The 20,818-nt window shown below is 47.0% G+C and carries 21 protein-coding genes; 14 read left to right on the top strand and 7 right to left on the bottom strand.

Annotation, left to right across the window (positions count from 1 at the left end):
* Positions 1-268: 268 nt before the first annotated feature.
* The 6 genes from ACFOEE_RS11865 (at position 269) to ACFOEE_RS11840 (ending at position 7,446) form a co-directional block, all read left to right on the top strand.
* Positions 269-2,155: a transglycosylase SLT domain-containing protein gene (locus ACFOEE_RS11865; protein ID WP_377124680.1), complete on the top strand. Its 1,887-nt coding sequence runs from the start codon at positions 269-271 to the stop codon at positions 2,153-2,155.
* A gap of 104 nt (positions 2,156-2,259) precedes the next feature.
* Positions 2,260-3,582 (top strand): Xaa-Pro dipeptidase, encoded by a 1,323-nt coding sequence (gene pepQ, locus ACFOEE_RS11860; RefSeq protein ID WP_377124481.1) that lies wholly within the window; start codon positions 2,260-2,262, stop codon positions 3,580-3,582.
* A 157-nt stretch (positions 3,583-3,739) separates the two neighbouring features.
* Positions 3,740-4,354 carry a YigZ family protein gene (locus ACFOEE_RS11855; RefSeq protein WP_377124479.1) on the top strand — a complete coding sequence of 205 codons (615 nt, stop codon included), beginning with the start codon at positions 3,740-3,742 and terminating at the stop codon, positions 4,352-4,354.
* Positions 4,355-4,393: 39 nt separating this feature from the next.
* Positions 4,394-5,845, top strand: coding sequence for a TrkH family potassium uptake protein (locus ACFOEE_RS11850; protein ID WP_377124477.1), 1,452 nt, complete (start codon positions 4,394-4,396; stop codon positions 5,843-5,845).
* Positions 5,846-6,172: 327 nt separating this feature from the next.
* The gene (locus ACFOEE_RS11845; protein ID WP_377124475.1) at positions 6,173-6,670 is read left to right on the top strand and encodes a hypothetical protein; all 498 of its coding nucleotides are present in this window, start codon (positions 6,173-6,175) and stop codon (positions 6,668-6,670) included.
* Between the two features lie 83 nt (positions 6,671-6,753).
* Positions 6,754-7,446: a flagellar brake protein gene (locus ACFOEE_RS11840; RefSeq protein WP_377124473.1), complete on the top strand. Its 693-nt coding sequence runs from the start codon at positions 6,754-6,756 to the stop codon at positions 7,444-7,446.
* Here ACFOEE_RS11840 and trkA read toward each other — a convergent pair.
* Genes trkA through def form a run of 4 tightly spaced genes read right to left on the bottom strand, consistent with a single transcriptional unit; the run spans position 7,435 to position 11,582 of the window.
* Positions 7,435-8,811: a Trk system potassium transporter TrkA gene (gene trkA / locus ACFOEE_RS11835; protein ID WP_377124471.1), complete on the bottom strand. Its 1,377-nt coding sequence runs from the start codon at positions 8,809-8,811 to the stop codon at positions 7,435-7,437. The two genes, ACFOEE_RS11840 and trkA, sit on opposite strands and share 12 nt — an antisense overlap.
* Before the next feature lie 7 nt (positions 8,812-8,818).
* Positions 8,819-10,105 carry a 16S rRNA (cytosine(967)-C(5))-methyltransferase RsmB gene (rsmB, locus tag ACFOEE_RS11830; protein WP_377124469.1) on the bottom strand — a complete coding sequence of 429 codons (1,287 nt, stop codon included), beginning with the start codon at positions 10,103-10,105 and terminating at the stop codon, positions 8,819-8,821.
* Entirely contained in the window at positions 10,102-11,049 is a 948-nt protein-coding gene (fmt, locus tag ACFOEE_RS11825; RefSeq protein WP_377124467.1) for a methionyl-tRNA formyltransferase, read from the bottom strand. Before fmt ends, rsmB begins: the two co-directional genes overlap by 4 nt.
* 26 nt (positions 11,050-11,075) lie before the next feature.
* On the bottom strand, positions 11,076-11,582 hold the full coding sequence (def, locus tag ACFOEE_RS11820) for a peptide deformylase (RefSeq protein ID WP_377124465.1): 507 nt from the start codon (positions 11,580-11,582) through the stop codon (positions 11,076-11,078).
* A 117-nt stretch (positions 11,583-11,699) separates the two neighbouring features.
* Between def and ACFOEE_RS11815 the strand changes: the two genes are divergently transcribed.
* The 6 genes from ACFOEE_RS11815 (at position 11,700) to hemF (ending at position 16,587) form a co-directional block, all read left to right on the top strand.
* Positions 11,700-12,821: a LysM peptidoglycan-binding domain-containing protein gene (locus ACFOEE_RS11815; protein WP_377124463.1), complete on the top strand. Its 1,122-nt coding sequence runs from the start codon at positions 11,700-11,702 to the stop codon at positions 12,819-12,821.
* A gap of 35 nt (positions 12,822-12,856) precedes the next feature.
* Positions 12,857-13,936, top strand: a complete 1,080-nt coding sequence (gene dprA, locus ACFOEE_RS11810) for a DNA-processing protein DprA (protein ID WP_377124461.1) — start codon at positions 12,857-12,859, stop codon at positions 13,934-13,936.
* Positions 13,937-13,938: 2 nt separating this feature from the next.
* Positions 13,939-14,412, top strand: coding sequence for a DUF494 family protein (locus ACFOEE_RS11805; RefSeq protein WP_377124459.1), 474 nt, complete (start codon positions 13,939-13,941; stop codon positions 14,410-14,412).
* Between the two features lie 126 nt (positions 14,413-14,538).
* Complete coding sequence (locus ACFOEE_RS11800; RefSeq protein ID WP_377124457.1) at positions 14,539-15,105, top strand: DNA topoisomerase family protein; 567 nt, start codon at positions 14,539-14,541, stop codon at positions 15,103-15,105.
* Positions 15,102-15,671: a Sua5/YciO/YrdC/YwlC family protein gene (locus ACFOEE_RS11795; protein ID WP_377124455.1), complete on the top strand. Its 570-nt coding sequence runs from the start codon at positions 15,102-15,104 to the stop codon at positions 15,669-15,671. The genes ACFOEE_RS11800 and ACFOEE_RS11795 overlap by 4 nt, the downstream gene beginning before the upstream one ends.
* 1 nt (position 15,672) lies before the next feature.
* The gene (gene hemF / locus ACFOEE_RS11790; RefSeq protein ID WP_377124453.1) at positions 15,673-16,587 is read left to right on the top strand and encodes an oxygen-dependent coproporphyrinogen oxidase; all 915 of its coding nucleotides are present in this window, start codon (positions 15,673-15,675) and stop codon (positions 16,585-16,587) included.
* A 79-nt stretch (positions 16,588-16,666) separates the two neighbouring features.
* On the opposite strand, the gene ACFOEE_RS11785 is transcribed toward hemF, so the two are convergent.
* Together ACFOEE_RS11785 and ACFOEE_RS11780 are read right to left on the bottom strand one after the other, a co-directional pair.
* Positions 16,667-18,274, bottom strand: a complete 1,608-nt coding sequence (locus ACFOEE_RS11785) for a methyl-accepting chemotaxis protein (RefSeq protein ID WP_377124451.1) — start codon at positions 18,272-18,274, stop codon at positions 16,667-16,669.
* Positions 18,275-18,378: 104 nt separating this feature from the next.
* The gene (locus ACFOEE_RS11780; protein ID WP_377124449.1) at positions 18,379-18,840 is read right to left on the bottom strand and encodes a group II truncated hemoglobin; all 462 of its coding nucleotides are present in this window, start codon (positions 18,838-18,840) and stop codon (positions 18,379-18,381) included.
* A gap of 28 nt (positions 18,841-18,868) precedes the next feature.
* On the opposite strand from ACFOEE_RS11780, the gene aroE reads away from it, so the two are divergent.
* Positions 18,869-19,684, top strand: coding sequence for a shikimate dehydrogenase (aroE, locus tag ACFOEE_RS11775; protein ID WP_377124447.1), 816 nt, complete (start codon positions 18,869-18,871; stop codon positions 19,682-19,684).
* A gap of 2 nt (positions 19,685-19,686) precedes the next feature.
* A complete protein-coding gene (locus tag ACFOEE_RS11770) occupies positions 19,687-19,932 on the top strand; it encodes a DUF1488 family protein (RefSeq protein WP_377124445.1) in 246 nt (81 codons plus the stop codon).
* On the opposite strand, the gene ACFOEE_RS11765 is transcribed toward ACFOEE_RS11770, so the two are convergent.
* Positions 19,917-20,447 carry a gamma carbonic anhydrase family protein gene (locus ACFOEE_RS11765; protein ID WP_377124443.1) on the bottom strand — a complete coding sequence of 177 codons (531 nt, stop codon included), beginning with the start codon at positions 20,445-20,447 and terminating at the stop codon, positions 19,917-19,919. The genes ACFOEE_RS11770 and ACFOEE_RS11765 overlap by 16 nt on opposite strands.
* Positions 20,448-20,818: the final 371 nt, after the last annotated feature.

Below are 20,818 nucleotides of genomic sequence, written 5' to 3'. Positions count from 1 at the left end.
AAAAAATGCAATGAAAAATTTACCCGTAATTTACCGCGCAAACTAAAAATACCAGCCAAGAGATGCTATGGTGTGGCTGTGATGTTTTTTGCTAAACATACCCGTTTTACCCAGCCCGCATTCAGCTATGGCGCCGTAATGTGTGCGGGTCAAACGGCAACGACACTCATCGATGCGCGCATTTTTTGATAGCCATCCTCAGCTTAGTGATTGGTTACCATCGCATCATTCAATGTAGACGACTTCACGGGACTATGTATTAAGCATGTTGAAAAAATGGTTATCGGTTATTGGTTGTGTGGGGCTTGCGATTTGCGCTAAAGCCAGCAGCGCCAGTGTTGATCATCAGGCATTTAAAGATGCCGAGAAAATAGCTTGGTCTGGCAATCACAACGCTTTTCGCAATGCGTTAGCGGCGCTTGAACATCCGCTCAGCCCTTATGTAGAAATGGCTTTCTACAAACGCCACCCAAGTTTGAAATATCAAGAAGAAATCACCCGCTTTTTAAGTGTCTACGAACACACCCCGCTGGAGTGGCCGGTGCGAGAAAGTTGGCTGCATTACCTAAAGAGGCGCGGTAAAAAAGGCGAGTTTATTGAAGCGTACCGCGAAACGAGGGACGCTGAGTTGCAGTGTTTATATTTGCGTTATCAGCTTGATTTAGGTGCACCAGCAAGTGCCATATTGCCACAAGTAGACAACTTGTGGACGGTTGGCACATCCCAGCCCAAAGTCTGTGATCCGCTATTTTCTCGGTGGCAAAAAGCGGGGCGAATGACTCAAGAATTGATTTGGCAGCGGATCACTAAAACTGCGCAAGATGGGCAAAGTGCCTTATTGCCATATTTAAAAACCTTGCTCCCTGAGCAGGAAGCTTATCTTGCTGATTTATATCTTGCGGTGCGTCAAGACCCAAGCGCTGCCGCGGGTTTATATCGCTTTCAAAAGCGCACGGTAAAAGAAACCGAAATTGCCGTCTATGGTATTAAACGGCTGATCTGGCGCGATAAGTCTTTGGCGCTACGGGCTTGGGATAAACTCCAAACCCTGTTGAATTTTAGTCCTGAGCAAAAGGACGAAGTTGCGTACCGCTTTGCTTTGGCGTTGGCGTCAAAAGGGGAGCCTGAGGCAAACTTTTGGTTAAACAAAGTACCTACCGCGATGCGAGATGAAAAGCTGATGCAGTGGTTACTGGCAAACAAACTTAAACACCAAGATTGGGAAGGGGTGGTCGCACTGTTTGTCGGTCATGAGCAGCTGAGCGCAGGGCAAAAATATTGGCTGGCATATAGCCACCAGCAGTTGGGTTATCGTGAAAAGGCCGAGCCGCTTTGGCAGGAGTTAGCACAGCAGCGTCATTACTATGGCTTTTTGGCCGCAGCGAGGCTTAACTTACCTGTGCAGCTCAATGCTGAAGCGCTAACGATTACGCCGTTATTACAGCAGCAAGTCGCTGCCGCACCGGGTTTTAAACGCGCCAAAGCGCTCTATGAAATGGAGCGTTACACAGAGGCACGGCGTGAATGGAATTATCTTACTAGTACTTCCAGTCGCGACGAAAAGCTCGCTGCCTCACTGTTAGCGGCTGAGTTTGATTGGTATGACAGCAGTATTTTCACGTTAGCTGAAATTGGCGCTTGGGATTTTGTCGAGATCCGTTTTCCGCTTGCGTATTTAGACTTGTTTGAACGTTACAGCAAAGAGAACCGTATTGATTTGGCATGGAGTATTGCGATTGCAAGACGTGAAAGCTCATTTGCGCCCGATGCACGCTCTCGCGCTGATGCTTACGGGTTAATGCAACTGTTACCAAGCACCGCCAAATATATTGGTAAAAGTCGTGTGCCTAATCATAGATTGCTGCAACCCGGCACCAATATCCGCTTAGGCACCGACTACTTGCAGTATCTGAAAAACAAGACCGATGGTAACGAAGTACTCGCTACGGCGTCTTACAACGCGGGTTATTATCGGGTGAAGAAATGGCTGCCACAGCAAGCGATACCCGCAGAGCTGTGGATAGAGTTGATCCCCTATACTGAAACTCGTGATTATGTAAAAAATGTTTATGCTTATCGACAAGTGTATAACATGAGATTAGGTAAGCAAGACAACATCCTCGGCGACATTTTGCAAATGTCGATAGGCGGATAAAAGCACCTGCGAACATGGGAAAACGACTTATCGCGGTACGTCGTTTTTCTTATATCGCTATGTTAGACTGATGAGCAACAAGCAAAATTAAATATGGGTACACCATGGACAAGATAGCTGGATTTTACGCCGAACATATCGCCACTTTACAACAACGCACGCGCGTGATTTTAGAGCGCCAAGGCTTAGATGGTTTAGTGATCCATTCGGGTCAGGCAAAACGCCAATTCCTAGATGATATGTACTATCCATTTAAAGTAAATCCTCACTTCAAAGCTTGGCTGCCGGTACTGGATAACCCCCATTGTTGGTTGGTGGTCAATGGTAACGACAAACCTAAGTTAGTGTTCTATCGTCCGGTGGATTTTTGGCATAAAGTGCCTGACGAGCCAAATGATTTTTGGGCAGATTATTTTGATATTCAGCTCTTGGTGCAGCCAGATCAAGTAGAGAAGTTTTTGCCTTATGACAAAGCCAGTTTTGCGTATATTGGTGAATACTTAGAAGTTGCGCAGGCGCTTGGCTTTACCCATATGAACCCAGAAGCCGTTTTGAATTATCTGCATTATCATCGAGCCTATAAAACGCATTATGAGCAAGCTTGCTTGCGCGAAGCAAACCGTTTGGCGGTGTTAGGTCATCAGGCGGCGCGTGATGCGTTCTATCAGCGCGGTTCGGAATTTGCGATTCAGCAAGCTTACCTAAATGCCACCGCACACGCTGAAAACGATACGCCGTATGGCAATATCGTTGCGCTGAATGAAAACTGTGCCATTTTGCATTACACCCATTTTGAGCGCCAAGCACCCAAGCAACACTTGTCTTTTTTGATTGATGCGGGTGCCAATTACAATGGCTATGCTGCAGATATCACTCGGACTTACGATTTTGCTAAGCAAGGTGAGTTCGCAGAATTAGTTAGCGCGCTTAATGCTCACCAAATCGCGTTAGGAAAAGCGTTAGCGCCGGGTAAGCTTTATGGTGAGCTGCATATGGAATGTCACTTTCGTATGGCGCAGCTCTTGGCGGAATTTAAGCTGGTTAATTTGAGCGCCGAAGATATTGTCGCGAAGAAGATCAGTAGCACTTTCTTCCCGCATGGTCTTGGTCATCATTTAGGTTTGCAAGTACATGATATGGGTGGCTTTATGGCAGATGAGCAAGGTACTCATCAAGCGCCACCAGAAGGTCATCCGTTTTTACGTTGTACACGCCGAATTGAACCGAATCAGGTGTTTACGATTGAGCCTGGGTTGTATTTTATCGATTCATTACTGGCTGATTTAAAACAAACCGACAACAGCAAATATATTAACTGGTCAAAAGTCGATGCATTGCGCCCGTATGGTGGCATTCGTATTGAAGACAACATCATTGTTCATGCGGATCACTTAGAGAATATGACTCGCGACCTTCATTTAGATTAAGCACGGGCTTTTATTAGCAGTTTAGATAAGGGGCCAATGTGCCCCTTTGATTTGAGTGACACTATGGCGAAATACTGTATTTCTATAGTTGCACGACTTATCTGGTCGATTTCAGTAATAGCGCCTAGTGCGCATATCTCCACAGTTGAGCGACAACATGTCTGAGTATTATATTCCTGCGACTTCGTTGACTTATCAGGAAGAGATCAAAAAAAGCACCTTTATCGTGCATATTGCACACACCCCGACCTTGCAAGACGCGAAAGCTTTTATCCAAAGTATTTGCCACGCTTATCCTGACGCTCGTCATAACTGCTGGGCGCATGTTGCTGGGCATCCTAAAGGTAGTCATGTTTACGGCTTTTCTGATGACGGAGAGCCAAATGGTACTGCGGGCAAGCCGATGCTTAATGTGTTGATGGGCTCTGGACTTGGTGAAGTCACCGCGGTAGTAACACGCTATTTTGGTGGCATTAAGCTGGGGACGGGTGGGTTGGTGCGAGCTTATGGTGGTTGTTTGAACCATGCCTTGGCACAATTGCCCACAACCTTAAAAATCCCAGCTGCGGTGATAGTCGCGCAATCTGAGTATGGACAGCAAGGCGTCATTGAGCAGTATTTAACCCAGCATTTTACGGTGCTTAAGATTGAAAAAGACTATACTGCCACTATCGCTTGGCAGGTGGAACTCGACTATCGTGAAGCTAAACGGGCTTGTGAAGAAATCAAGGATTTAACGCACGGTATGGTTGAGTTCGCAATAAAAGCATAAGACAATCGTCGGGTTAATAAAAAATGAGCATCTGCGTGCATGCAATTTCGTACCATAATTAAAATCCTCGGCCAGCTGGTGGTGCTATTTAGTATCACTATGGTGCCTCCGGCGATAGTGTCGCTACTCTATAAAGACGGGGGCGGTGTGCCTTTCGTTTTGGCGTTTATCTTCAGCGTTATAATTGGCTTGGCAGCTTACTATCCAAACCGTCGCGAGCACGGTGATTTAAAAGCACGCGAAGGCTTTCTGATAGTGGTGCTGTTTTGGCTGGTACTGGGGTCATTTGCGGCGTTGCCACTGATTTTCTTACAGGAACCTAACTTATCTCTAGCCGATGCGGTATTCGAGGCATTTTCGGGCTTAACTACTACTGGTGCCACAGTATTGACTGGCATCGAGTATTTGCCTAAATCGATTTTGTTTTACCGCCAACAATTACAGTGGCTTGGTGGTATGGGCATCATCGTTTTGGCAGTCGCCGTACTGCCTATGCTTGGGGTTGGGGGCATGCAGTTGTATCGTGCCGAGACGCCCGGCCCAGTCAAAGATTCTAAAATGACGCCACGCATTGCCGATACCGCAAAACACCTTTGGTATATCTATGTATCGCTGACCATTGCCTGTACTGTGGCTTATTGGAGTGCTGGCATGAACTGGTTTGATGCTATTTGCCATGCTTTTTCGACCATAGCTATTGGTGGTTTCTCAACTTATGATGCTTCTATGGGTCACTTTGATAGCCCGATGATCAATTTTATCTGTGTGGTTTTTTTGCTGATTGCGGCGGTGAACTTCTCACTTCATTATGCTGCGGTTGCCAGTCGTAGCGTCAAAGCTTACTTGCGCGATCCAGAATTTAAAGTATTTTTGTTTATTCAGGCGGTGCTGGTGGTGATCTGCTTTGCGGTGTTGTCATCAAACCATGTCTACGCCGATGGTGACGAAACCTTAGATCAAGCCTTGTTTCAGGCGGTGTCGATTAGTACTACAGCCGGGTTTGCCACTGATAATTTCTCTGCTTGGCCATTGTTCCTACCTATCTTGTTGATCTTCTCAAGCTTTATTGGTGGGTGCGCAGGCTCAACTGGCGGCGGAATGAAGGTGGTGCGGGTGTTTTTGTTGTATTTACAAGGCATACGCGAATTAAACCGTTTGGTGCATCCTCGCGCAATTTACTCTATTAAATTAGGCCGCAAAGCCTTGCCGGATAAAGTGGTGGAAGCGGTATGGGGGTTTTTTTCTGCTTACGCGTTAGTGTTTGTGGTGATCATGCTAGGGCTGTTGGCTACTGGCTTAGATAACATCACAGCGTTTTCTGCCACCGCGGCGTGTCTCAACAATTTAGGTCCTGGTCTTGGTGAAGTGGCCGCTCACTATGGCGATATCAGTGATACCGCCAAATGGCTGCTAACCTTGGCAATGGTGTTTGGTCGTCTTGAGATTTTTACCTTATTAGTGCTTTTTACCCCGACTTTCTGGCGTGGGTAAATAAAGACAATGACAGCAGCGCGCAGGGACTCTGTGCGCTGTTGTCATTCTGAAAGATGCGGCCAATTGTCGCTCAGTCCTTGTGTTAAAACGCCAAATCCTCACTTTCCATGTTAATTGCCCTTGGCACACGTCACCAAGGGTATGAACTTCTGCGCGCCGGTGTGTGTTAGTGTGACTTTTGTACAAAACGGCATTGTGCAAGGCTAATTGATGAACTATTTTTAAACGGTTATTACAAGATTGCTTAACAATATTATAAAAACTCGGATTTTCGGGTTTTTATTTAGAGAAACTGTTCACATGGGATTAACTAGGGGTAACGTTATGCTCGCGTTTGCTTACTCAAAATCAGGGAATGTCGTGGAAGAACAGACGCTCTTCACATATAGCGGTGAGGAGCCGCCAGAGTGCCAGCTGGCTAGAAACGTTGCGACTATTAATCAATACCTTAGTAATTATGGTGCATTAAAACCAGTAGGTGGTGCTCGTCACCCTAGCTTGGCAATGTACGCTTTACACCACGAAATTGGCTGTGAACTCGGGGTGCGTTTTATAACAAAAATAATACATGAGTCAGAACTCTGGCAAAAACGCACCCTGCCTTCCCTCGCGCTTGAAGCTGCGCAATTGATGCAGCATAGTCAACAGCCATGTGAACTGGCGGGTCTGACTTTTGTGCTCAAACGTAATGGTGAAGCTATGGTGTTTTTCACCGAAAATCATGAGCTAGATTTAGTGATGAGTTCATTAGAAGTGCAAAGTCGGATGATGACGCTACGCGAAGGTGCGCAGGTGTTGCGTGGGCACTTCCTGCTGGCATAAAGCACCAAGGCACTTGCACAAACGGGTAAGTCAGTCTTTAATGGCATCACAAGGTTAGTCATCGTACGTGTTGTCCATTCATCATGATTAAGACGGTCGTAGCAGGAAGTCAGCAATATATTAGTCAGTTACAAAGTGGTGTGAGCATAGATCTTGAGATCATTATGCCCGCTACAAGTAAGCGTGTTAAAACAGAATATATAGGTCAGCTCGCTGATCAATTTATAGTTCTTAACCACCCCAACCCTAAGCGATTAGGCGCGGCGTTGGATTATCTCAAAGAGGGTTCGACAGTTGTAGTGCGAGCGCTCCTAGAACAAAGTGGCGGCGAGATCATTGCTTTTAAAGAGCAGATCAAAGCGGTCACAGTCCATCCCGCGCGGCTTATTTTTCTTTACTTTCCTGATCGGATCCAGCTGATGTGCTTACGTAACCATGCTCGCATCCCGACGCTTATCCCTGCGGTATTATCACAAGGGGAGTTTGCCACGGTAGGGGTGATTAAAGATATCAGCGTTGCGGGTCTCTTAATTGATGTTAGTGAAGCTCAGCTACCTGCGGACTTTAAAGAGCGTACCTGCCATATTTTGATTGAAGGTAAAGAAGGCGATAAAACCACCTTGTCGGGTCAAGTATGCAGTCTCAAACGTCAAGGCGAGACTATTCACTTAGGTATTAAATTACTGTCTGATAAACAGCAAATGGATAAAGTGCTGCGGGAATATTTAATCGACCTTTCAGCACTAGAAGAAGTGGGTGGCACACTACATAAATAGCGCACTGACCTGAAACAGTTTTTCCACTACGCCAATGTGCTTTTTATCGATCAGGAACATGATCACATGGTCACCTGATTCGATAGTGGTATCATCGTGGGCGATAAGCACATCATCGTCACGGACGATGGCGCCAATTGTTGTGCCAGCGGGAAGTTTAATATCGCGGATCGCTTTACCGACTACTTTAGAGGTGGTTTCATCGCCATGTGCAACCGCCTCGATAGCTTCTGCCGCGCCTTTACGTAAAGAATACACGTTAACGATATCACCACGACGAACGTGAGTCAGCAGCGCAGAAATGGTTGCTTGTTGTGGTGATATGGCAATATCGATTTCGCCCCCTTGGACTAAATCAACGTAGGCACTACGCTGAATTAACACCATAGTTTTGCCTGCGCCCATACGTTTGGCGAGCATAGCGGCCATAATGTTAGCTTCGTCGTCATTGGTAACGGCGATAAATACGTCGACTTGCTCGATGTGTTCTTCAGAGAGCAGTTCATGATCTGACGCGTCACCACAAAAGACCACAGTATTGTCGAGCATTTCTGACAGCTGAGTGGCTCGACCAGGATTGCGCTCAATCAATTTTACACTATGATTCTTTTCCAATGAGCGGGCTAAACCCGCACCTATGTTACCACCACCTGCTATCATGATTTTTTTGTATGAACGCTCAAGCTTTTGTAGCTCATTCATGACCGCACGAATATGCTTGGTGGCAGCGATAAAAAACACTTCATCGTCCGCCTCAATCACCGTAGTGCCAAGCGGTTTGATGGCCTTACCTTGGCGATAGATGGCAGCAACACGAGTATCCACGTTAGGGATGTGTTCTTTCAACGCAGAGAGCGCGTAGCCAACCAGTAAGCCACCGTAATAGGCTTTAACCGCTACCAATGACAGCATGCCATCGGCGAACTGTAACACTTGGAGGGCGCCCGGATAATCTATCAAACGGCGAATATAATTGGTGACCAGTTGCTCCGGTGCGATGTAATGGTCAACAGGTAAGTCGTTATTGTGGAATAACTTTTCTTTATGGCGTAGGTACTGCTCAGAGCGAATACGGGCGATTTTGGTCGGAGTATTAAAAATACTGTAGGCGACCTGACACGCCACCATATTCACTTCATCTGAGCTGGTAACCGCAATAATCATATCCGCATCTTCAGCTCCGGCTTGCCTGAGTACATCAGGGTGAGCTGAGTGACCATGAACAACTTGTAGGTCGTATTTGTCCTGAAGCTCGCGTAAACGCTCTCCGTCAATATCAATGACGGTGATTTCGTTTTGCTCACCGACTAAATTCTCTGCCAGTGTTCCGCCGACTTGTCCGGCGCCTAAGATGATGATTTTCATATTGCTTTTATGCTTTTTTGGTTAGTTTTGCATAGTAAAAGCCGTCACTCAGGCCGGGTAAAAACTGTTTGCCTGGTTTGTCACGGGTATCCGTTTCATCTAGAGGATGCCATATTGCATCCGTATGTGCTGCTAAAAAAGCAGAAATTTGTTGCTGATTCTCTTGTGGGAGTACCGAGCAGGTGGCGTAGACTAGAGTGCCGCCGGATTTTAACAACGGCCAGATTTGGCGCAAAATTTCTGCCTGCAACGTTGCAAGTTCGGTAATATCAGACGCGCGACGTAGCCATTTGATGTCCGGATGACGGCGGATCACACCTGTAGCCGAGCAGGGCACGTCGAGTAAAATCTTATCGTAGTGACGACCATCCCACCATTGTTGTGGTTGGGCGGCATCACCTTGGATGCAATGGGCGTTTAGTTGTAAACGCGCAAGATTATCCTCAACACGCTTGAGACGTTCAGCATCCGCATCCATCGCAGTAACACTGCAATCCGCGAGCTCAAGAATATGACAAGTTTTACCACCGGGTGCCGCGCAGGCATCCAAAATATGGTCACCAGCTTGTGGGGCGAGTATTCTTGCCGCTAACTGAGCTGCAGCATCTTGCACTGAGCATGCGCCGCTGGCAAAGTCTGGCAATTGTGCCACATCACAAGGTTGGTTGAGTAAAATACCGTCGCTAAACCCGTCGTGCACACTGTGTGCAATACCCGCTGCGGTTAGTTTGGCACTATACTCAGCAACACTGTTAATGCGGCTATTGACCCGTAACCACATTGGAGCTTGTTGCTGATTGGCGTGTAAAATCTCTTGCCACTGCGTTTCATAGCCAGCTTGTAGTGCCTTAATAAACCACGAAGGGTGGTTATATTGGCACACCGGATTGCCATTGGCGCTGGCTTCGAGCGCCGCTTGCTGACGCTGAAAATTACGCAAAATCGCATTGACCAAACCTTTCAAGCCCGGTGCTTTTAGCTCTTGTAGTGCGTTGACGGTTTCTGCCACAGCGGCATGGGGTGGCACGCGCATATGTTGGAGTTGGTAAATACCCACATACAACAAAAATTGGAAAACGCGGTTTTTGCCTTTTAGGGGTTGTTCGAGCAAGGTCTGGCAGTAATGTTCCAGAGTCGGTAAGTAACGTAGCACGCCGTAACACATTTGCTGCAGTAAGGCGCGGTCTTTGACCGGTAACTGCTTCGCCGCAAGGGGCAATTGCGTTGAGAGTGATTGGCCCTTATCGACGACTTGAAACAGCGTTTGCGCAGCTAAGGCGCGCACATTGGTCATAACTGACCTGCCGTGCTGCCCGGCGTAACCCAATCACTGCGACCATTTAAGAAGTCTTGAGCGCTCATTGGCTTTTTGCCTTCCGGTTGTAGCTGAGTGATCTTCAGGGCTTGCTGCGCCGTTGCGATAACAATGCCGTTCTTATCCGCACTAATAATGGTGCCTGGCGCTGCGCTGGCGTCAACCACTTCGGCTTGCCAAACTTTGACGGTATTGCCTTGGAATTGGGTGTAGCAAATCGGCCATGGGTTAAACGCGCGGATATTACGCTGTAGCTGCTCAGCAGGCTGTTGCCAGTCAAGTTCAGCTTCTTCTTTGGTGAGCTTTTTCGCGTAGTTTGCCAGAGTGTCATCCTGTTTTACCGGCGTAAGACTTTGCGTTGCAACTTGCTCAAGGGTTGTCAGCAATGCTTGTGGGCCAAGCTCGGCAAGTTTGTCATAAAGAGATGCGCTGGTGTCAGTGGTTTCGATAGGACAACGCGCAATCAGCAGCATGTCACCAGTATCAAGGCCAACGTCCATCTGCATGATGGTCACACCAGTCTCGCTGTCACCTGCCCATAAGGCCCGTTGAATTGGTGCTGCACCGCGCCAGCGCGGTAAAATCGAACCATGCACGTTGAGACAACCATATTTAGGCGTGTCGAGAATCGCCTTGGGTAATAACATACCATAAGCTACGACTACCATCACATCTGCGTTTAGTGCAGCCAGCTCGGCTTGTGCTTCGGCAGTTTTTAACGTGGTTGGTTGGTAAACAGGAATGTCATGTTGTAAAGCCAGCTCTTTGACTTCACAGGCTTTGAGTTTTTTGCCACGTCCTGCGGGTTTATCTTCTGGGCAGTATACCGCCACAACATGATGAGCAGAGTCAATCAGAGCGCCAAGGTGACGCGCAGCAAAATCTGGCGTCCCGGCAAATACGATACGTAGAGGTGAGGTCACAATTCTTCCCAATTCTGGTCAGCAGCTTAAGCGCGTGCTGCTTTGGCTTCTTTTTCGATTTTCTTACGGATACGCTGGCGTTTCAGCGGCGACAAATAATCGATAAACAGTTTGCCTAGCAGGTGGTCGAGTTCGTGTTGCACACACACAGCTAATAAGCCATCGGCAGAGAACTGATACTCTTCGCCTTGTTCATTTAAAGCTTTGACTGTGACTTGTTCCGCGCGGTCGACTTTAGCGTAAGAATAAGGCACAGATAAACAGCCTTCTTCACTGATGGTCGTACCTTCACGCGCGATGATCTCAGGATTAATTAACACGCGTGGCTCGTTGCGCTCTTCTGATACGTCAATTACCACGATACGTTGATGAATATCTACTTGGGTGGCTGCGAGGCCAATGCCGTTTTCATCGTACATGGTCTCCAGCATGTCTTTGACGATTTGACGTACAGTATCGTCCACCGCAGCTACAGGTTTAGCAACAGTGCGTAAACGTTCATCTGGAAATCTAAGTACTTCTAATATGGCCATGGTTACCTTTTCGTTTCTGAATAAAATAGGGTATTGTATGAGTTTATTTTAGCCATTCAGATTCACCTTTAACAGGTTTTGATTGATAATATCGAAAAATAACTCAAGGAAGCCGACATGAAATCGTCCTTTGTTGCCTGGTTTTTCGCTGCAGCAACCGCATTTGCAGTGCAAGCTGAACAGGTTACGGTAAAGAGTACAGCGCCTCAGCAGTATGTTGTGAAGCAAGGAGACACGCTGTGGGACATTTCAAGTTTGTATCTTGCTAGCCCTTGGCGTTGGCAGGAGTTATGGCAATCGAATCCACAAATTAAAAATCCGGATTTGATTTATCCTGGCGATGTGTTGGCATTGGTTTATGATGCCAGTGGTGTGCCCCAGCTGCAATTAGTAAAAGGGGTAAAAAAGCTTTCGCCAACGTCTCGGGTCGCGCTAAAAAGCTTACGTGCTATTCCAACTTTGCCGATGAACCTCATCGAGCCTTACCTAACTTACGAAATTGCCATGAGTGACGAAGACGTTGCCGCCTTGCCAATCGTGCTGGGTGCTAATCGCAACGTTAAAATGAATACTCAAGGGCAATTGCTTTACATCAAGGGCGATGTCAATCAGCAGGCTGTCTATGGTATTTATCGCTTAGGTGAGCATTATAGAGATTTGCAAAGCCAACAAGTGTTAGCGCGCGAAACTAAGCTGGTGGCCACAGTGCGTGCTGTACACGGCGGCAATATAGCTGCAGGGACGCCAGCCTCGGTAGCAGTGGAAACGGTCAAGCAGGAGATTAGAGCTGGGGACGTGCTGATGCCGCTGCAACAACTTTATTCGGCGCAATTTAAGATGTCGCGACCAAGCAATGCGGTACAAGGTCAGATAGTCGCAACCAACAATCAGTTGCGAGAATTTAGTACGATGTCGATTGTAGTATTAAACTTAGGCAAGGCGGATGAAGTTAACGAGGGTCACATTTTAGACATTCAACGTCAGTCGCCTACAGTCATCGAAGGCCAAGCAGGCCCGCGTTATATTGAAGACGCCAATAGCTTAGAAAAGCTGGTAAAAGCCGTAGCCGAAACATTCGGCACAGAAAATAGCGAAGCAAGTGTAGTTTGGACTATGCCCAAGGAAAAAGTGGGTGAGCTGATGATTTTCAAAGTATTTGATAAAGTCAGCTATGCCTTGGTGACTAAAACCAGAGAGCCGCTACGCGTCGGCGATTACGTTGTGGCACAACCGAACTAACTGTACAGCTTCGCCTCAGCTCTAAGGAGAGAGCGATGGTCGCATTAACACTTGAACAGTATTTACAACTCAGTCTATGTCCTGCCTTGGGCGTAGCTAAAATTCAACGTTGGCTTGCTAAGTTAGCCTTTTCAGATTGGCATACCGCTTCAGACGAAGTGTGGCTACAACTAGGCGCTACAACCGCACAAATTCAGCATTTTCGTTATCCGCCTACAGTGCGTATCGATAAATTGATAGGTGAGATTGAGCACAAGCAACTTGGGTGGCTTGGTTTCTTCGACGCGGATTATCCCGCGCTACTACAGCAGATCTCTGCTCCTCCACTGATATTATTTTATCGCGGTAATGCCGCCTTACTGCATACGCCGCAGCTCGCCATTGTTGGTAGTCGCAGTGCCTCGGCCACTGGCCGAGCCATTGCAAGCGAATTTGCCGAGCAATTAACCCAGCATGGCCTCACCATTACGTCGGGGTTGGCGATGGGTATCGACGGTGCGGCTCACCAAGGGGCGCTGCGCTATGGGAGTACTATTGCAGTGTTAGGCACTGGTGTGGATGAGGTCTACCCCAAACGGCATAGTGGGCTTTATCACCAGATAGTGGAGCAGGGCTTAGTCATTAGTGAGTTTTTACCGGGCACGCCACCATTAGCTACGCACTTTCCAAGGCGGAATAGGATCATTTCTGGATTATCCTTAGGTGTGCTACTGGTGGAGGCGGAAATCAAAAGTGGTTCACTGATCACCGCACGTTATGCGTTAGAACAGAATCGCGAGGTTTTTGCGATACCCGGCTCAATCCGCAATCCGTTGGCAAGCGGTTGTCATCATTTAATCAAACAAGGTGCGGTACTGTGTGAGAATAGTGAAGATATTCTTTGCGAACTACAGCTTTTTTCACAAAACCGTCTATATGTTAAAGAAGAAGGGGTAAACAACGTGGAGGATTGCCCTGTATTAAGTAACTTAGGCTTTGAGGTAACGAGTTTCGATGCCTTATTGCACAGAACCCAGTGGTCAGTAGCTGAGTTAACGGCAAAGTTGCTTGACCTTGAGCTTGAAGACAAAGTGGCCAGAGTTGCGGACGGCTACATTAGAGTGGCGAGGGGGTAGTTATGTTTGATATTTTGATGTATTTGTTCGAGAACTATATCCACAATGAATCTGAAGTGTTTGTAGAGCAAAACGAACTGACCAAAGAATTGCTCCGTGCGGGCTTTAACCAAGAAGAAATTTACAAAGCGTTGGACTGGCTGGAACAATTAGCCGATTTACAACACAGTGACGAACACCCTTACCTCAATGCTAAACCAGAGCGTTCAATTCGAGTTTTTGCCGAGCAAGAGTGTGAAATGCTCGATATCGAATGCCGCAGCTTTTTAATGTTTGTTGAACGCGTTGGTGTGATAGACAGCAGCACGCGAGAAATGGTTATCGACCGGGTATTTGCCTTAGAAAAGCCGGCAATTTGTCTGGATGACCTAAAATGGGTGATATTAATGGTGTTATTTAATGTGCCCGGTAAAGAACAAGCTTATGCACAAATGGAGGATTTGATTTTCGATGAACCCAATGGCGTTTTACATTAGTTTTAGTTAGCAAACCCGAGTTTTGGCGTTTTTGCTAAATTTATCCGTTTCTGGGTCAGGGCGACTTGACCCTTTTACCTATCTGATTATAGTAGGCGGCAACTTTGTCCAGCCTTTTGAAACGCCATGAGTAAAATTGACCAGCAACTGTTTGACGTCAGCCGCCATGCCTTAGAACGTGAATATGAGGTATGCCCACAATGTGGAGCAGAGTTGGTGATCAAATACAGTAAAAATGGCGCATTTCTTGGCTGTGGCAGTTATCCCAACTGCGATTATGTCCGTCCTTTGCATCACCATGATGGGCATGTCATAAAGCAATTGGACAGCATGTGTCCAGAGTGCGCAAAGCCGCTGGTGGTGCGAAATGGCCGTTATGGCATGTTTATCGGCTGTAGTGGGTTCCCAGCGTGTCATTATATTGCCAGCCAACAGCAAGAGGTGGCGCATCAAGCGTTACCTGCCTGTCCAAAATGCAACAAGGGTCATTTAACCAAGCGTGTGAATAAATTTGGTAAACATTTTTACTCTTGTGAGCGTTATCCGCAGTGCAAATACAGCGTGAATTTGCCACCAGTCGCGCAATCATGTGAAGCTTGTGGTTGGCCTCTGCTGGTGGAGAAAAAAAGAGGCGCGAAAACTGTGCTACAATGCCCGCAGAAAAGTTGCCAACATAAACACGAAATGCCATGAAGGAACTCCTATCTTCAGAAATAAGCGCTGCCTGTGAACTTCTCTCGCAAGGCGGAGTGTTATGTTATCCAACTGAAGCTGTGTTTGGTTTAGGCTGCGATCCGCAAAACGAAGCGGCAGTAGCAAAAATTCTCGCCCTTAAGCAGCGTGAGATAGGTAAGGGTTTAATCCTTATCGCAGCCAATTATGGGCAATGCTTACGCTTTGTTGCAGATGAAAAAATTGCCATGGATAAACGCGCTGAGATATTCTCAGCTTGGCCGGGGACGACCACTTGGCTCTTGCCTGCTGAAGCACACACACCATATTGGTTGCGCGGTGATCACGATACCATAGCGGTTCGCGTGACCGATCACCCCATTGTTAAACAACTGTGCTTACAGTTTAACGGCGCAATTGTTTCGACGAGCGCCAACCCTGCGGGCTTGCCAGCAGCAACCAGTTTAGCGGCAGCGCAGCAGTATTTCGCTGACCGAGTTGACGGTTACCTCGTTGGTGAATTGGGTAACGCTCTGCGCCCCAGTCAGATCAAAGATGCGCGAACAGGCGCCATAATTAGGATTTAACATGCAAAACTCACTTTTAGAGGCAGTGAAAAGTTTTTTAATGGCACTGCAAGATGAGATCTGTCGAGGTCTAGAACAGGCCGACGGCACAGGTCATTTCGTAGAGGATGCTTGGCAACGAGAAGAAGGCGGCGGTGGTCGTACTCGCGTGTTGCGGGGTGGTGCTGTGATAGAACAAGGCGGCGTGAACTTTTCGCATGTGTTTGGTGCTTCAATGCCTGCGTCTGCAACGGCACATCGTCCTGAGCTTGCAGGTCGTAGTTTTCATGCTTGTGGCGTATCTTTGGTGATCCACCCTAAAAACCCTCATATTCCGACCAGTCACGCCAATGTACGTTTTTTTATTGCTGAGAAAGAGGGTGAGGCGCCAATTTGGTGGTTTGGTGGTGGCTTTGACTTAACGCCATTTTACCCAGTACTGGACGATGTTAAACATTGGCATCAAGTGGCTAAAGATCTCTGTACACCATTTGGCGAGCAAGTCTATCCGCAATATAAACAATGGTGTGATGAGTATTTTTACTTGAAACATCGTGGCGAAACGCGCGGTGTCGGCGGTTTATTCTTTGACGACTTGAACGAATGGGGCTTTGAGCGCAGTTTTGAGTTTATGCAGGCCGTCGGGCAAGGCTTTTTGGCGGCTTACGTGCCAATTATCGAACGTCGTAAAGATACACCTTACAGCGAATCACAACGCCAGTTCCAGCTTTATCGTCGTGGCCGTTATGTTGAATTTAATCTGGTATGGGACAGAGGTACCTTATTTGGTTTGCAAACGGGCGGACGTACCGAATCCATTTTAATGTCGATGCCACCTTTAGTTCGCTGGGAATACGATTTCAAACCTGAGCCAGATTCTCCGGAAGCAGAGTTATATCAGGACTATTTACGGCCCAGAGATTGGTTGGCAGAGTAAATTGGTTGGCAGAAAATTAGGTAACAAGAGAGGGCGCTGGGCGCCCTCTTTTATTTAAATGTGCTTAGCTTGCCGTTGCTTAATCGAGCTTAAAGCAGCGTACTTGGTCGTCTAAAGTTCTAGCCAACTGCAATAGCTCTTCACTTACTTGTTTACTACCGTGCGCATCTTTTAACGAACGCTCCGCATTATCACGAATGGCCACCACGCTGCGGTTGATCTCTTCTGCGGCAAGATTCTGTTGCTCTGTAGCATCCGCGATTTGTACGTTTAGCTGGTTAATTTCGTGCATTTGGTTGGAAATATCTTTCAGTGCTTGGGCAACTTGTTTGACCTGCAATGCTCGGTCGTCTGCTTCTGCGCAAGAGGCGCTCATTGCTTTCACAGTATGCGCCGCTTCACTTTGTAATTTGTCTATAGTGCGTTTTATCTCATCCGTTGAATCATGAGTGCGAGTGGCAAGCGTGCGTACTTCGTCTGCCACGACCGCAAAACCACGCCCCGCTTCACCAGCACGGGCAGCCTCAATTGCCGCATTTAACGCCAATAAATTGGTTTGCTCGGCAATGCTACTGATCACTTCGAGTACCTTGCCCACTTCTAGCGTTTGGGTTTGTAATTGGCTTACTTGTGCCGCGGCATGGCGCACATCTTGAGCAAGCTGATTGATGCTTTGCTCAGTTGTGTGGGCGATTGCCATACTTTTTTCCGCCAGCTGGTTACTGGTGTCGGACTTTTCAGAAGCAAAATGGGTGGTGTTTTTCACCTCACTTGATGAGCACTCTAATTCATTAATGGCGGCGGCTACTGAGTCGGTACCTTGTTTTTGCTGCAGAATTGCTTGCTCTGTAGTATCCGCTGAGTTGTAAATGGTCTCCGCACTGCGGATCAATACTTTGGAGGATTGCGATACCTGTCCAATACTGGTTTTAAACGCTTCCATCATGATATTGAAGTTGTTGGCTAGGCGACCGAGTTCGTCGTCGGCACTATCGTTAATACGCAAACTCAGATCTTGCTCACTGGCCGCTAGGCGCATAGTTTTGCCCAGTGTTTTCAGTCGGACGATAAAAAGTTTACGAAATAGTACCCCCAGTACCACAAAAGCACTGGCAAAAATCGCGCTTAGTAACGCGGCGCTAATACCGGTATTTTGCTGCACGGTGGCATCAATATCGGCCAGTGAATAGCTGATCCGTACTACACCTAGTACTTCACCTTCAGTGGCTTGATGGCAGCCGATACAGTTGGTGCCTTTGTAGTTACTGCTGGCAATCATAGGTTTTAAATAAGTCATGATACGATCGGAGCCGCGTTGTTCGACTAACACCTGTTCCTTGCCTTGTAGCGCTAAGTGTTCACTGGCATTGCTCGGACTCTGATTACTGTTGCCTGGGCCGTATAATTTATTGACTTGTGGGCCGCGAATTATGTGCGCGTCAGTGATGTTAGGATGGTCGCGCAGTTTATTGCTGAGAATTTCGCGGTTTGCCATGGTGCCAGTGAGCATCATGGTATTAATGGAGTCAAAATAGTTATCGGCGAGTAGTTTGATATTGGTTTCTATGGTTTGTTGTGCCAAAGTTTGCTGTTGCCGCGAGTTTGACAAAATAGAGGCTACCAGCACCAGTACGCCTGTCACCGCTAATAAGAGATAAATTTTATATTGGATTGATTTCACACGCATCGCACATTCTCCGGTTTGGAGTGTGCATTATGCGTGAATCAGCATTACTGGTTCTTGACTTAGCGCAATAGTTAATCAGCCAAGCTTGTCAAAAGAGTAATACTTTACTCTTGATTTATCATGTGAGTTGCCAATTGGGCAAGACTTTGACGCAAGCCTTCTCGTAATAAAGGATTATCGATTTCTAAATCGAGCGCCCTGTTCATACAGTGCATCCATTGGTCGCGGAGTTCTTTATTGATCGTAAATGGCATGTGGCGCATGCGTAGGCGCGGGTGTCCGTATTTTTCCACAAACAAATCAGGTCCACCTAACCAGCCAGAAAGAAACTCATAAAACACTTGGCGAATTCTATCTAATGGCTGTGGGTGCATATTATACAAAGGCTTGGCGTATGGTTCGCTGGCCATCAGATCATAAAAACGGTCAGCTAATGCGCGTACCGCAGTATCTCCACCCATAATTTCGTAAGGGGTCTGTTGTGGAGTAGGAGCTTGAGGCTCTGGCACTTGTTGCGGATTGGCGCTTGCATCTTTAGACCAGATACGTTTAATTAACTGCTTCATGATATTTCGACTTAATTTAAGGCTAGTGATGGATAAATACGCGGTCTTTGGTAACCCAATTAAACACTCCAAATCACCCTGGATCCACCGGCAGTTTGCTGCTCAAACAGATCAGGACATGGAATACGAGGCGATTTTAGCACCAGTTGACGGTTTTGCTATAGCGCTACGTATTTTTGTTGCAGATGGTGGACGCGGTGCAAACGTCACATTGCCATTTAAGGAAGAGGCTTTTCAATTGGTTGAGGTGTTAACCGAGCGGGCGCGTCTCGCTGGTGCTGTTAATACCATTATGGTCACTGAGTCAGGGCAATTACTGGGTGATAACACTGATGGCGCTGGCTTAGTGGCTGATCTGAAACGTCATCAAGTTACGCTGGCTGGAAGTAAAGTGTTGTTACTAGGCGCTGGTGGGGCGGCTCGGGGGGCTATTTATCCATTATTTCAGGCAGGCGTAAGGGAGTTGTGGGTAGCTAACCGTACAGCAGCTAAAGCGGAACAGCTAGCAATGGAATTTGCACGTCATGGTAACATTATCGGCTGTGCGTTAGATGAAGTGCATGAGCAAGACTTTGATATCATTATTAACTCCACTTCTGCCAGTGTGAATAATGAAGCACCAGCGATAGATAGCTGCGTTTTTGCCAGTAGCAAATGCGCTTATGATATGTTTTATCAAACAGATGCTACTGCATTTTTGCGCTTTGCACAGCAACATAATCCTGAGCAGCAGTGTATTGATGGCTTGGGTATGCTAGTCGGACAAGCGGCGGAGGCATTTCAGTTATGGCGCCAAGCTACGCCACAAGTTGAATCAGTATTAGCTGCTTTGCGAGCGGGATAACGATGAACCAAGCAATTTTGTTTAACGATGATGCACGTTACGACGAGGAGTCAGGCACGCTACAGTTTACTGCAATGAGTATGGGGATGATGATCTCATGTGTAGTAAAGCTTGACGGATTTACGCAAAGTGCTGCTATAGAGCACTTTACGCAATATCGTTTTGACTATGAACAACAAGCCGAAGACCTAATTGCAGATGAGGAATTTACTGCTACTGGTCAAGTACTTCTTCAGCCTTGCAGATAGTCATTCTTAAGTTCGACATAATTCTGGGCTGAAATCGTTAAAAAGGCACGTTCATCTTCAGTTAGTGGGCGTGCTTGTTTCGCAGGACTCCCCACATACAAATATCCTGATTGTAACGTTTTATTGGGGGGCACTAGTGCACCTGCGCCAATAATGACATCATCTTCAACGATGACATTGTCCATCACGATAGCGCCCATGCCGACCAAAATGCGATTGCCGAGCGTGCAGCCATGTAGCATGACTTTATGGCCTACCGTAACATCGTCACCAATAATAAGCGGAAAACCCTGAGGGTGTTGTTTGCTGGCGCGCGTTAAATGCAGTACTGAGCCATCCTGCACATTGGTTCTTTTACCTATGCGTATGTAATTTACATCACCACGCGCAGCGACTAATGGCCAAATACTGCTGTTTGCACCAATTTGAATATCACCAACCAGCACGGCTGAGTCGTCGACATATACACTTGGGTCTAGTAGAGGAGATTTATCTTTATAGTTGCGCAAAGCCATTTGTGTTATTCCGTTGCAGTAATTTCAGATAATTCCAGTGTAGAGAGGTTAGAGTTAAAGCGCTAGTGGTGTGTGATTTGCGGTTAAAAGCTTATAAAATGCTCTACTTAAGTGTGATTTGGTTGTTTTTTATCCGAACGATCTGTTTTTCGTGTTTTTCCTTAAAAAAGCGCTTGCGCAATTTTTTCTACTCCCTATAATGCGACCCCACTGAGACGGACAACGGCGCTGCAAAGCAAAGTGCGAAGTTAAAGTTGAGTCGAGTAAAACTCAGGGTTGAAAATCAAAAAAGAATTTCAAAACTAAGTATTGACAATAAATGTGGATGACGTAAGATGCGCATCCCTACCGCGAAACGAATCGCGGCGAAC

The sequence above is a fragment of the Pseudoalteromonas fenneropenaei genome, from assembly GCF_042643375.1.
GTDB classification, from domain to species: domain Bacteria; phylum Pseudomonadota; class Gammaproteobacteria; order Enterobacterales; family Alteromonadaceae; genus Pseudoalteromonas; species Pseudoalteromonas fenneropenaei.
The sequence above is the reverse complement of the archived record's forward strand: the minus strand, read 5'-3'. Positions and strand labels throughout refer to the sequence as shown.

Excerpts from the sequence above, each read along its gene's own strand:
- ACFOEE_RS11855 (WP_377124479.1), top strand. The coding sequence starts at position 3,740 with ATGTCTGAGTATTATATTCCTGCGACTTCGTTGACTTATCAGGAAGAG.
- ACFOEE_RS11840 (WP_377124473.1), top strand. The coding sequence starts at position 6,754 with ATGATTAAGACGGTCGTAGCAGGAAGTCAGCAATATATTAGTCAGTTA.
- ACFOEE_RS11845 (WP_377124475.1), top strand. The coding sequence starts at position 6,173 with ATGCTCGCGTTTGCTTACTCAAAATCAGGGAATGTCGTGGAAGAACAG.
- ACFOEE_RS11770 (WP_377124445.1), top strand. The coding sequence starts at position 19,687 with ATGAACCAAGCAATTTTGTTTAACGATGATGCACGTTACGACGAGGAG.
- aroE (WP_377124447.1), top strand. The coding sequence starts at position 18,869 with ATGGATAAATACGCGGTCTTTGGTAACCCAATTAAACACTCCAAATCA.
- ACFOEE_RS11765 (WP_377124443.1), bottom strand. The coding sequence starts at position 20,447 with ATGGCTTTGCGCAACTATAAAGATAAATCTCCTCTACTAGACCCAAGT.
- def (WP_377124465.1), bottom strand. The coding sequence starts at position 11,582 with ATGGCCATATTAGAAGTACTTAGATTTCCAGATGAACGTTTACGCACT.
- trkA (WP_377124471.1), bottom strand. The coding sequence starts at position 8,811 with ATGAAAATCATCATCTTAGGCGCCGGACAAGTCGGCGGAACACTGGCA.
- dprA (WP_377124461.1), top strand. The coding sequence starts at position 12,857 with ATGGTCGCATTAACACTTGAACAGTATTTACAACTCAGTCTATGTCCT.
- pepQ (WP_377124481.1), top strand. The coding sequence starts at position 2,260 with ATGGACAAGATAGCTGGATTTTACGCCGAACATATCGCCACTTTACAA.
- ACFOEE_RS11795 (WP_377124455.1), top strand. The coding sequence starts at position 15,102 with ATGAAGGAACTCCTATCTTCAGAAATAAGCGCTGCCTGTGAACTTCTC.
- ACFOEE_RS11780 (WP_377124449.1), bottom strand. The coding sequence starts at position 18,840 with ATGAAGCAGTTAATTAAACGTATCTGGTCTAAAGATGCAAGCGCCAAT.
- ACFOEE_RS11815 (WP_377124463.1), top strand. The coding sequence starts at position 11,700 with ATGAAATCGTCCTTTGTTGCCTGGTTTTTCGCTGCAGCAACCGCATTT.
- ACFOEE_RS11785 (WP_377124451.1), bottom strand. The coding sequence starts at position 18,274 with ATGCGTGTGAAATCAATCCAATATAAAATTTATCTCTTATTAGCGGTG.
- ACFOEE_RS11805 (WP_377124459.1), top strand. The coding sequence starts at position 13,939 with ATGTTTGATATTTTGATGTATTTGTTCGAGAACTATATCCACAATGAA.
- hemF (WP_377124453.1), top strand. The coding sequence starts at position 15,673 with ATGCAAAACTCACTTTTAGAGGCAGTGAAAAGTTTTTTAATGGCACTG.
- ACFOEE_RS11850 (WP_377124477.1), top strand. The coding sequence starts at position 4,394 with ATGCAATTTCGTACCATAATTAAAATCCTCGGCCAGCTGGTGGTGCTA.
- ACFOEE_RS11800 (WP_377124457.1), top strand. The coding sequence starts at position 14,539 with ATGAGTAAAATTGACCAGCAACTGTTTGACGTCAGCCGCCATGCCTTA.
- rsmB (WP_377124469.1), bottom strand. The coding sequence starts at position 10,105 with ATGACCAATGTGCGCGCCTTAGCTGCGCAAACGCTGTTTCAAGTCGTC.